Annotated in this window: 8 protein-coding genes; 3 read left to right on the forward strand and 5 right to left on the reverse strand. The window is 34.9% G+C overall.

What is annotated here, in order from left to right:
* Positions 1–143 precede the first annotated feature (143 nt).
* Positions 144–1,208 (reverse strand): 5-(carboxyamino)imidazole ribonucleotide synthase, encoded by a 1,065-nt coding sequence (locus OZD66_RS04855; RefSeq protein ID WP_275022388.1) that lies wholly within the window; start codon positions 1,206–1,208, stop codon positions 144–146.
* Positions 1,209–1,307: 99 nt separating this feature from the next.
* Between OZD66_RS04855 and apaG the strand changes: the two genes are divergently transcribed.
* Together apaG and OZD66_RS04865 are read left to right on the forward strand one after the other, a co-directional pair.
* Positions 1,308–1,709 carry a Co2+/Mg2+ efflux protein ApaG gene (apaG, locus tag OZD66_RS04860; protein ID WP_179951370.1) on the forward strand — a complete coding sequence of 134 codons (402 nt, stop codon included), beginning with the start codon at positions 1,308–1,310 and terminating at the stop codon, positions 1,707–1,709.
* A gap of 177 nt (positions 1,710–1,886) precedes the next feature.
* A complete protein-coding gene (locus OZD66_RS04865) occupies positions 1,887–2,780 on the forward strand; it encodes an Rpn family recombination-promoting nuclease/putative transposase (RefSeq protein ID WP_182367669.1) in 894 nt (297 codons plus the stop codon).
* 10 nt (positions 2,781–2,790) lie between these two features.
* On the opposite strand, the gene OZD66_RS04870 is transcribed toward OZD66_RS04865, so the two are convergent.
* The gene (locus OZD66_RS04870; RefSeq protein ID WP_182367667.1) at positions 2,791–4,389 is read right to left on the reverse strand and encodes an ABC transporter permease; all 1,599 of its coding nucleotides are present in this window, start codon (positions 4,387–4,389) and stop codon (positions 2,791–2,793) included.
* A 129-nt stretch (positions 4,390–4,518) separates the two neighbouring features.
* On the opposite strand from OZD66_RS04870, the gene trhO reads away from it, so the two are divergent.
* The gene (gene trhO / locus OZD66_RS04875; protein ID WP_182367664.1) at positions 4,519–5,346 is read left to right on the forward strand and encodes an oxygen-dependent tRNA uridine(34) hydroxylase TrhO; all 828 of its coding nucleotides are present in this window, start codon (positions 4,519–4,521) and stop codon (positions 5,344–5,346) included.
* A gap of 190 nt (positions 5,347–5,536) precedes the next feature.
* Here the strand turns inward: trhO and OZD66_RS04880 are convergent, their stop codons facing one another.
* The 3 genes from OZD66_RS04880 to OZD66_RS04890 form a co-directional block, all read right to left on the reverse strand.
* Complete coding sequence (locus OZD66_RS04880; RefSeq protein ID WP_182367660.1) at positions 5,537–6,493, reverse strand: ankyrin repeat domain-containing protein; 957 nt, start codon at positions 6,491–6,493, stop codon at positions 5,537–5,539.
* 138 nt (positions 6,494–6,631) lie between these two features.
* On the reverse strand, positions 6,632–9,082 hold the full coding sequence (topA, locus tag OZD66_RS04885; protein ID WP_182367656.1) for a type I DNA topoisomerase: 2,451 nt from the start codon (positions 9,080–9,082) through the stop codon (positions 6,632–6,634).
* 87 nt (positions 9,083–9,169) lie between these two features.
* Positions 9,170–11,596, reverse strand: coding sequence for an ankyrin repeat domain-containing protein (locus OZD66_RS04890; protein ID WP_182367653.1), 2,427 nt, complete (start codon positions 11,594–11,596; stop codon positions 9,170–9,172).
* Between the last annotated feature and the right edge of the window lie 404 nt (positions 11,597–12,000).

Below are 12,000 nucleotides of genomic sequence, written 5' to 3' on the forward strand. Positions count from 1 at the left end.
AAAACATTCCTCTATTCGAATCCTTTCGTCGTGCTGTTGATTCTGCCTTCCTATGACCTGTTCGGACTATTATGAGAAATGCTATAACATCTCATCATATCACAATGTTCGTACAGTTGTGGCGGTATGACGTAGAAAAACTGTTAACTTAAATCTATATTGACATGTCCCATTTTACGCTTATCCCTAACCTCTTTTTTCCCATATATGGTTAAACTAGCTTTTTCGTTGCTCAAATACTTATGAGAATCATATATATCATTACCTATTATATTTTTCGTCATACAAGGAAAGCGTAATACTACTTCCTGCATAGGTAACCCGCATATTATCTTAACTAGCTGTTCAAATTGACTAACGTTACATGCATCCAAGCTCCAGTGGCAAGAATTGTGAGGTCTGGGAGCTAGTTCATTAACTAACAATTCGTTATCTTTAGTAACAAAAAATTCAATAGCCAGAATTCCTATTACATCAAGCGCATTTGCTATTTTCTTTGCAGCTCGTTGTACCTCTTGAGTTAATTTGCTATCTATTTTAGCTGGCACTGTTGAAGTATCAAGTATTCCATCAACGTGGTAATTTTCTGCTATAGGAAAAAAAGCTACTTTACAGTTTTTATCTCTTGCAACGACTATTGAAACCTCTTTCAGTAAATCAACACTTGCTTCAAGAATGTACTCTGTATTCCAATCAAAGGAAGCAAATTGCTTCACTTCAGAATCATTCTCAAGCACATATTGTCCTTTTCCATCGTAACCCATTTCTGTTGTTTTCAGCCTTATCGGATAGCCAAAAGCTCTACTGCTTTTCAGTAGCTCATTATAATTTTGTATACTCTTATAGTTAGCAGTTTTTATACCCAAGTTTTTAATAAAATCCTTTTCTCTCAGTCTGTTCTGCGAAATGTGTAACGCTTTTTTACCCGGATAAAAATTTACATCGATATCAATTGCACTACATGGAATATTTTCAGACTCAATAGTAACTAAATCCACACTCTGTGCAAAAGATTCAAGAGCTTTCTTATCAGAGAAATCTGCTATTGTGAAATCATCAGCAACAGAGCAAGCCGGATCGTCTTTAGCACTGGCAAAAACATGTATTTTTTGTCCAAGTTTTGTTGCAGCGATAGCAGTCATTTTACCTAATTGTCCACCACCTATTATTCCTATTACTTTTTTGCTCAGTGCATCTGGTTCATTCATACTATAAATTGATATTTCCTAATTAAAGTATACTTGAAAAATCTATGAAAAAAGCATATAATTAGAATATTATCTTTTTATCATGAATATTCTATAATGATTCTAGAATACACATTGACTACCAACTTTGTTGAAGTTACAGTTTTACCAATTTACATTGAAGAGCAATCCATTCCTTATGAAAATTGCTATGTATGGATGTATAACGTTAAGATAAAAAACAAAAGCCAATCAACTATTCAATTGTTAAGTCGTCATTGGCAAATAATAGATTATAAGGGCAAAGTAAATGAAATTGCCGGAGTTGGTGTTATCGGAGAACAGCCTGTGATAAAATCTGGAGAGGTATTTAAATACACAAGTGGAACATACTTAAATGTACCGTCAGGAATAATGCAGGGTAAGTATGAATTTCTGAATGAAGAAAGCATAAAAGTTTTTGAAGTTATGATACCACCCTTTTCTTTGGATAGTCCATACATCAAAACTAGACCCCATTAACTGTCAAAATAGTTTATTTGTAACCAGACTGCATTCTGTGATTTTTAGCAAAGCACGATCTTTCATTTGAGCTTTCTTCAATTTAAAATAAATACAGAAACTAGCTATCTTCAAAAATATGGTTGAATAATTGTTAATAATAGTGTATAATTATTAGTATTTTCAAGCATTTTTGCCATGGCTCTTTCAAAATTTCTCGATCCTCGCAATGGTTTGTGTTTCAAAAAAATCTTTGGAACGGAAAAAAATAAGAATATCCTGATCCACTTTTTGAACGATATTTTAGGGTTTACTGAGATAAATGCAATACAAGAAGTTGAGTTTCTTAGCACTATTATGGATCCCGAAGTTGCCTCTGATAAACAAAGTATTGTTGATGTTCTCTGCAAGGATTCTCACGGAAATAGATATATAGCAGAAATGCAGCTCGCTAGAGACAAGGGCTTCGAAAAACGCGCTCAATTATATGCCGCTAAAGCCTACTCAAGACAATTAGATAAATCTGTCAACTACATTGATTTAAAGAAAGTCTTCTTTATTGCTATATCAAATTGTAACTTACTTCCTGAAGAAGTTGATTATATTTCTACTCACAATATACGTGATATAAAAACTAACGGCCATTACTTAAAAGATTTTCAGTTTGTCTTTATTGAGTTGCCTAAATTCGCAAAAAATAAAGTAGAGCAGTTAGAAAGTATAGTAGAAAGGTGGTGTTTCTTTTTTAAATACGCAGAAGAAACAACAGAAGAGGACTTAAAAGAGATAGCAGAAAAAGCGCCAATAATAAAGCTAGCATATGATGAATTAGACAAGTTTCGTTGGAACGAAAAAGATTTAGTAGCTTACGAAGAAAGGATAATGGATCTACGGAAAGAAGAAGCCATTCTTGAATACAGACTTGATCTTGCTACTGAAAAAGGCAAAAAAATTGGTAAAGAGGAAGGGAAAATTGAAGGGAAAATTGAAGTCGCAAAAGCAATGCTGGCTAATAATGTTGATGTCAACACTATTGTCAAGTTTACTGGCCTTTCTATTAGTGAGATTGAAGAATTAAGTGGAAATCTGTGAACGGTTACGTTTATTTTTTATCCTTGTCATCAAGTGTAAATAAGGTTATTGTAGAGATTAAGCCTATTATAACTATTATTAACGAAAATGGGGCGGCTTCTCTATAGCGCTCATCGCTTACAAGTTCATATATTCTAGTTGATATAGTTTCAAAATTAAATGGTCTTATAATGAGTGTTGCTGTGAGCTCTTTGATAGTATCCATAAATACGAGCAAAAATCCCGATAATATACCCTTCTTGATGAGAGGGATATGAACATTCAAACATGTGGAGATAGGCCCATGACCCATAGTATATGCAGTCCACTCAATTTCATTTGGTGTTTTTTTGAGCCCTGACTCTACCGCCTTGAAAGATATAGCAAAAAAACGAAATAAATATGAGTAAACTAATGCGCCAATAGTTCCTACCAAGCTAATTTCCACAATATATTGAGTAATGAAAGAGGATATTCTGCTTAAAAATATTATTATGCTAATTGCGATAATTGCATTTGGAATTGCGTAGCCTAAAGAAATGAGACGTGCCACATTATTGATTACCTTATTTTTACGCGCCGTATATCCAATAATTATTGCAATGCTAATTGAGATTAGTGCAGTGATGAATGATAAACTAACGCTGTTTGCTATTATGTTATAGAATCTTGCTTCATATATGAAAAACCCCTTCTCTATGCTCCAATATATGAGCGGAATCATTGGCAAAATAAAACCTATTAATATCGGCAATACACACATAAGATAAGCAAAGATCAATGGTATAGTGCCACTTATACTCCGTTTGTTGTGATAATCTGAATTGGTATTGATTGAAGAGTAAGATATTCCTTTTTTTTGCAGTTTTTTTTCGATAGCTATTAGTGTTGCAACGAAAATCAATTCTGCAACTGCTAAAACAGTAGTTGAATATTTATCATGCAGTAAAAACCAGGTGCGATATATTCCTGTCGTGAAAGTATCAATAGCAAGAAACTGTGGTGTGCCGAAATCCGTAATTACTTCCATTAGTACCAAGGACAACCCAGCTATAATTGATGGGCGTATGGAGGGTATGATGACAGAAAACAGGCTCTTCAATGAGGAGAACCCAAGTGTTGACGCAATAGTGACTGAGTTACTAACATTCTTTAGACTTGAGCGGACTAACATATAAACGTATGGATATAGGCTAAATCCCATCACTAATATTCCACCACCTAGGGATTTTATTTCAGGAAACCAATAGTCACCTTTGCTCCACTCTAAAATGTCTCTTAATGAGCTCTGCACCGGACCTGAAAACTCTAGTGTATTTACATAGACGAATGCTACTATATATCCAGGAATCGATATTGGAAAGAACAAAGCAATCTCAAAAATTTTACTTCCAGGGAATGAAAAAAATGTGGTGAGCCAAGCTGGAATTACTCCAAATATGAAAGATATTCCCCCTACTCCTACCATCAAAATTAACGTACTCAGTATATATTCAGGAAAAAGTGTGCTGATTACCCATTCAGAATTCGCTGTATCTGTAAATAGAATTGATATTAATGATAATATTGGACAGACGAATAATATACTTACTAGAAATAAGAATATATTTTTAAATACTCTTAAAAACATTAATTTGAATCTATATTTTATATTAAAATGTTATATGTAAAAACTGAAGATATCCAGTAATTAACAGCCGTACTATTGAATATCTTTATAATTTTGTATATCATGTTTTTAGTTGATAAGTGAATAATCATGAGCTTCGTCATTGCAACTTTCTATCACTTTGTAGAACTCTCTAATTATTATGACATGAAAGACGAAATAAAAACTGCATGCGACAACGTTGAATTAAAGGGTACTATACTCCTTGCAGAAGAGGGTATTAATGCGACTATATCTGGTGAAAGAAACGCGATTGATAAAATATTCGATTTTCTACGTTCTGATTATAGGCTAAGGGACCTTACATGGAAAGAGAGTGCAGCAGAATATCAACCATTTAGCAAGATGAAGGTAAAATTAAAAAGAGAGATTGTGAATCTTGGTGTAAGCAATCTTGATATTTCCCTTAGGGGTGAATATGTTGATCCAGAGCATTGGGATGATTTTACTTCTCAACCTGACGTTTTAGTAATAGATACACGAAACGAGTATGAAGTGAAATTAGGCAAGTTTAAGAATGCAATTAATCCACACACACAATGTTTCCGTGAGTTTCCTCAGTGGACAGAGTCATTTTCTGAGAGTAAAGACCTGAAAGTAGCTATGTACTGCACTGGTGGAATTAGGTGTGAAAAATCAACAGCATATATGAAAAGCCTTGGATTTAACGATGTGTACCACCTGAAAGGCGGCATTCTTTCTTACCTTGAAAAAACTTATAATAAAAATGGTAATTGGGAAGGTGAGTGTTTTGTTTTTGATGATAGAGTTGCTGTTGATAACTCACTTACTCCAAGCAACACAATAAAATGCATATTCTGCTCAAATCAAGTTTCAACTGATGAACTGAAGTCAGTTCCACGTGGCCAGGTGGTTTGTTCTGATTGTAAACTTCAGTGTTATAGCTATAATAAATAAGATCTCTCTACGTCATACCGCCGCGGCGCTAACAAGCAGCGAGATGACGAGGTCTTGAGATAGTCTTATGTTAGCTATAGAATTGGAAAGTTGCACTTCAAAAAGTAGAATGGCAAAAGCCATTCTACAACATTTTTCTAGCAAATTAAATAACCTGAAGTACATCTATTGACTAATACATCAATCCATATTACTTTCTACAAAAAACAGGAGTGGGCGTTGAAAGACAGCTAACCATAACATCAGAAAGGCATCTAGCTGGTGGATTGTTAAGTAAATCTATTATTTCCTTATTGTCAGTAAAAGAAGATGGTTTTCTACCATTATTATCCTTTATATTAGCTTTGGCTCCTGCCTCCAGAAGAAATTTAATCATACCAACATTATTAGCAAAAGCAGCATGATGTAATGCAGTTTCACCCAGATTACCCTGGGTATTGATTTTAGCACCTTTCTTTAAAAGAATTTCTACTGTAGCGTAGTGACCATAATAAGAAGCATAGTGTAATGCAGTTTCACCTTGATTATCCTGGATATTGATTTTAGCACCTCTCTCTAAAAGAAGTTCTACTATACTAGCCATACCTTTTAAGGAAGCCATGTGTAATGGGGTTTGATTATTATTGTTTTGAGCATTAATATTAACACCATCATTAAAACATTGTAACACCTGATAGTAATCACCACACTCAGTAAATCGCATTAACTTTAGAAAGCTTATTGCCTCATTAATACCTCTTTTTTCATTACCCAGTAACTCATAATAATATTCATTGAAGCACTCCCATAATTTATCCTGTATTGTTTGTCTTATTTCCTCATCTGGACAAAGACCTTTTATAAGCCTTTTGGTACATGGGTCTGTTGCATTATCCCCTTCTTTTTCCCACCACTTAAAAATCTCATGGTACTCAAACACATTTTGCGACTTTGAATCATCATCATATATTATTCTAACAGACTCCAATATTAGTTCTCCTGTTATCGGGCAAAGCAGACCACTTTCTTCAAAGCAATTATTACCTTTTTCAATCGCCTTCTCAATATACTTACCTATTAAACGCTCATAGTCTGCTAATTCATCATTGTTCTTACTATATTTCTCAAAAACTTTATATAAATCATAATGTTCAATGTTATTTAACATAATTTTACTTCGCAAATTATAAAAAGGCTAATGTATGTACTAAAAATAGAACTTACAAGTGTTTTTTTCAATTATAAGATACAATACCTCAACTTATTTTATTTATAAAAAAGTTATAAATATATACCTTTTAAGTATTTACTTCTTACCCTTAATCAGCTCTAAAGCCTTCTTCAAATCTATGCTTTCAATATCTGCACTCTTGCCCAAAGCAACGTTTGTTTTACCGCATTTTATATAGAATCCGTACCTACCGTTGCAGATAAAAACTTCTTTTCCTTTTTCATTAAGCCCGAGAGATTTTAGCTCTTTGCGTGGACTGTTTGCAATAATTTGTACAACTTCGCTCAATTCTGTATTCAGCACCTCTTTGGAGCTTTTCTTAAGAGAAAAGTATCTACCATCATAGAAAATATAGTACCCGAATCGTCCAAGGCCTATTTTTACTTCCTTTCCGGTTTCAGGGTGTTCTCCAATTACTTTTGGCAAGGAAAGTAACTGAGTAGCGGTGCTCAGATCAATATCATTAACATTTATATCTTTTGGTATAGAAACCGCCTTTTTCTTTTCTGACTCATTATTAAACTGCAGGTAAAGCCCAAAAGGACCTTTTTTAATTACTACCTCTTGTCCTGTTATATCATCTATACCTAAACTTTTTGGATATTCTGAATTGTCGTCACTGCCCGTAATTTCTTTTGTATGGTTGCATTCAGGATAGTTAGAACATCCAAGGAACACCCCGGCTTTTCCAAAGTTCAATTTCAATATGCCATCAGAGCAAGCAGGACATTTCGTATTCACCTCTTTTTTTCCTTCTTCTGAACAAAACCAATCGATTACCAAATCGTGAATGCCGCTGAAAACTTCATCATGCGTCATTTGCTTGACAGAGTTCACATGACCAAAAAATGGCACCCAAAAGTGGCCTAATTCTTTTTTCCAATCTGCATGTCCATTTGAAATTAAATCAAGCTTTTCTTCCATTTGTGCTGTGAAATCATACTCTACACAACGCTGAAAAAAAGTTTCTAAAAATATAGTAACGATTTTACCACGACTGCTTGGAATAAACCTTTTGCTATCCAATGAAACGTACTCACGATCTTGTAATACCGAAATAATTGTTGCATAAGTTGATGGTCGACCTATACCGATTTCTTCCATTTTTTTTACGATACTTGCTTCACTATAACGAGGTGGCGGTTGAGTGAAATGTTGTTTTGGCTCAACTGAAATCAGCTTGCATGCTTCCCCTTCCTTCATGGCAGGTAGCAGGGCTTCATTTTCGGCTTCCATGTTATCTTGATAGACTCTATAAAAACCATCAAAGAATATACTTGATCCACTTGCTCGCAGAATTACTTTCTGGTCAGTAGAACTAATTTCGACTACCACTTGATCAAGAATCGCCGACTCCATTTGACCTGCAATGGTCCTTTTCCAGATTAAATCATACAATTTAAATTGCTCTGGCGTTAAGTAATCCTTAATACTACCCGGCGTTCTATTGATATCAGTTGGACGAATTGCTTCATGTGCTTCTTGAGCATTTTTGACCTTTTTTACATATTTACGAGGAGACTGCGGTAAATATTTATCACCATATAATGACTTAATTGACCCTCTAATTGAGTTTATAGCCTCGTCTGCAATATGAAACCCATCTGTACGCATGTAAGTTATCAACCCTACAGTTTCACCACCAATATCGATACCTTCATATAAATTTTGCGCTATGCGCATAACACTTTTCACATTAAAATACAGTTTATTCACTGCATCTTGCTGAAGACTTGAAGTAATAAACGGAGGAAGCGGGTTTCTCTTAACTTGCTTGCGTTCTACTGTGCTTACAGCATATTGCCTTGATTCAATCTCCCTGACTAAGTTCTTTGCTTCTTCTTCATTCTTAATATCAAATTTTTCTAGCTTTTTATTGTCATAGTGGCTTAGCATAGCAAAAAAAGCCTCATCTTTGCTATTTTGCATTTCTGCCTTTATACTCCAATACTCCTGTGTTATAAATTTACTAATTTCATCTTCTCGTTCGCATATAATCTTTAATGCAACAGACTGCACTCGCCCTGCAGACTTGCTTCCCGACAATTTTGTCCACAGCAGTGGTGACAAACTAAATCCAACTAGATAATCCAAAGCTCTACGTGCTTGTTGTGCACGCACTAAATCCATATTAATTTCACGTGGATTTTTTATTGCTTCTTGTACTGCTCTTTTTGTTATCTCATTAAAGACTACTCTATAAATGTTGTTTTCATTACTGATGGCTTTCTTTTCTTTTAATGTCTCTATCACATGCCAAGCAATTGCTTCCCCTTCTCTGTCTGGGTCTGTTGCAAGATATATATCTGATGTTTTGCTTGCGGCTTTTACTAACTCTTTTATATACTTTTCTGCTTTTTCAATGGTCTCATACTTTATAGCAAAATCATTATCCGGATCGACGGAGCCGTTTTTTGCTGGAAGATCCCTCACATGTCCAAAGGATGCAGCTACTTTGAACTCTTTACTCAAATATTTACCTATTGTCTTTGCTTTCGCAGGTGATTCAACTATTAATAATGCCATATTGTTAATTATTTTAGTACTTAAAGATAATATGTTGAGAAATATACGATGAAAAGTAAAAAAATATTTTAATAGGTCTTGTGAATTTTACAAAGCAGGTCGTCTATGGTTTTCAGAAAACCCTTGGACATTGCTATCTTCAAGCGACTTTGAAGGCTCATTACAACAATATATGATTGCCGCAGCAACCAGACAACAAGCTCCAACTGCTATCCCCACTGCTAACATTTCTAGGTGAACTGCAATAGCTATTCCAGAAATAATTCCAGCCACTGCCAGTACAGAAGCAACTACAATAGGCAATTTGCTCTTCTTCTTATTTTGTAGAGCATCATCACTTGGCTGTATACCATCGCCTTGAGTATTATTTGCTTGATCTGAAACTGGTATTTTAGTACTGTCACTTTCAGAAACTTCACCATGCTCACTATCACTTGCACTTATGTGTTCAATAGTGCCGGTTGTTTCACTTACAGGCTGAGAAACTTGCTCATCAACACTGGAAGAACAAGCTTGATCAATGTTTTGATCATCAGGGCTCTCGCTTGATAGGTTATTCTCTATAACCTTTGCAAACGCCCTTACTTTCAATGTAGGAGCATGCCTTTCTGCAAAATTTTCAAAATCTACGAAGTTAATTAGAGTGATTCCTCCATTTCCTAACTCTTTTCTAAAGTCATCTTTGTGAACTTTAAAAAAGTTTTCTATACCAGCAAATATCATTGCTTGAAAATCACGCCTATAATGCGTTGATAAAGCATCAATTAGCGGCTCATGATTGTGCAGAAAAATTTCTTTTTTTATTTCGTTAGCTTTATTAATTAGAGTATAAGCATATTCTGGATATTGCCTTTGTAAGCTTTTTTGGTTATCAAACTTATTGCGTATATCTTTATTTTTTTCCCATATGCTAGCTAGTTCATTAATGTTGCTTTCTTTTAAAAAGTCATATAGTGGCTTGTCTTCTTTTGTAAGTTTTTCAATCTCTTCCTTATACTTCCGAAGACCTTCTCTATAACTACTAGCTATATCACTATTATACTCTAGTTGAACGGAATCTTTTAACTGCAAATTATCTTGACTGATATGTAAACCAGCAGTTTCCAGTTTTGCTATATGACCTACCAGAATTTTTACCATCTTTATATGGTTATCGTTATTAGTATAATGGCGATTGTGGTAATTGTTAACAGCAAAACCTAACGATATACCTCCCTTTTTATCCCTTTTATCAATATCAGCTCCTCTATCCACCAGAGCTTTCACTATTTCTACCTGGCCACACTCAGCAGCCAAGTGTAAAGGAGTTTGTCCATATTTATCTTCTTTGTTAACATCAGCACCTTTGTCGATTAAAGCTTTTACTATCTCTACATGTCCCCTTTTAGCAGCCAAATGCAATGGCGTTCTTCCATCTGTGTTTTGTAAATTAACATCAGCCTCTGCTGCTAATAGAGCATTCACTGTATCTGTATGGCCATTCACAGCAGCCCAATGTAAAGGAGTCCATCCATTTTCACCCTTCACATTAACACTAGCCTTACTTGCTATTAGAACTTCTACTATCTCTTTATGGGCATTTTTAGTAGCCCAATGTAAAAGAGTTTTGCCACGCGCGTTTTGTAAATTAACATCAGCCTCTGCTGCTAATAGAGCATTCACTGCATCTGTATGGCCATTTTCAGCAGCCAAATGTAAAGGAGTATCGTAAAGCCAACAATCTCTCACATCAACATCAGCCCCTGCTGCTAATAGAGCATTTATTGCATCTGTATAACCATTTTCAGCAGCCCAATGTAAAGGAGTCCATCCATTTTCACTCTTCGTATTAACACTAGCTTTACTTGCTATTAGAACTTCTACTATCTTTTTATGGTCATTTGCAATAACACAATGTAAAAGAGCCCATCCATAATTCCATAAACCATCACTCGTATTAATATTAAATTCTTCTGCCTCCAATAGAGCATTTACTGCTTTTGTATGGCCATTTTTAATAGCCAAACGTAAAGGAGTTTCTCCATTATCATCTATTGCATCAATATCAGCCCCTTTTGCTAATAAAGCATTTATTGCACCCGTACGGCCTGTTTCAGCAGCCCTATGTAAAGAAGTTTGTTCCTTCTTACTTTTTGCATTAATATTAACCCCTGCCCCCGCTTTTATTAGAGCATTTACTACCTCCTTGTGACCAATTTTGGCAGCCCAATATAAAGGGGTCAGTCCATTCATATCTTTCGTATTAACATCAGCTCCATTTGATATCAGAGCTTCTACTACCTTTTTGCAGCCATCCTTAGTAGCCAAATATAACAATGTAAGTTTAAAAGAGGCAAGACCTGTATATAAGGTGAATTTATAATTTATGTTAAATCTATCATTTTTCCAATCCTGGAATGTACTTAAATCTATCCTCTGTAACCTCTCTTTTATCTTTTCGATTATGTTACTCTGATTTAAATCACCATCAGCATTTACTGCACTTAATATTTTTATCCACTGTTCATATTTCATAACTTTTCTCTACTAAACACTATACAAGCGTTTTATCCAGTATTTCAGCAACCGTCAATTTTGCTAACAAATCACGTAAAAATTTGTAGAAAACACTGGACTCCGTAGCATTACAAAAAATCCAATTATTTTCTTGCATTACTCTCTGTCATCCTGTTGCTCCTTTCTTGTCATCCCAGTGCCCAGACACTGGGATCCAGCTTCTTTTTTTCTAGATTCCAGTGTCGAGCACTGGAATGACACCTCTCTTGGGCTCTTTTAGCTATAAACATTAAGAAATTTACCAAACGAAAAAAAGGCAAAAGAAACCCCGTGTTAGCTAGTTGTCACTCTCTAATCCTGCAAATTGGCGTACTATACTGTCTTAAACGACTTATAAGCGCGTTTCAGCTTATATAGGTAAA

The organism is Wolbachia endosymbiont of Drosophila baimaii (assembly GCF_028982185.1).
Taxonomy (GTDB): Bacteria; Pseudomonadota; Alphaproteobacteria; order Rickettsiales; family Anaplasmataceae; genus Wolbachia; species Wolbachia pipientis.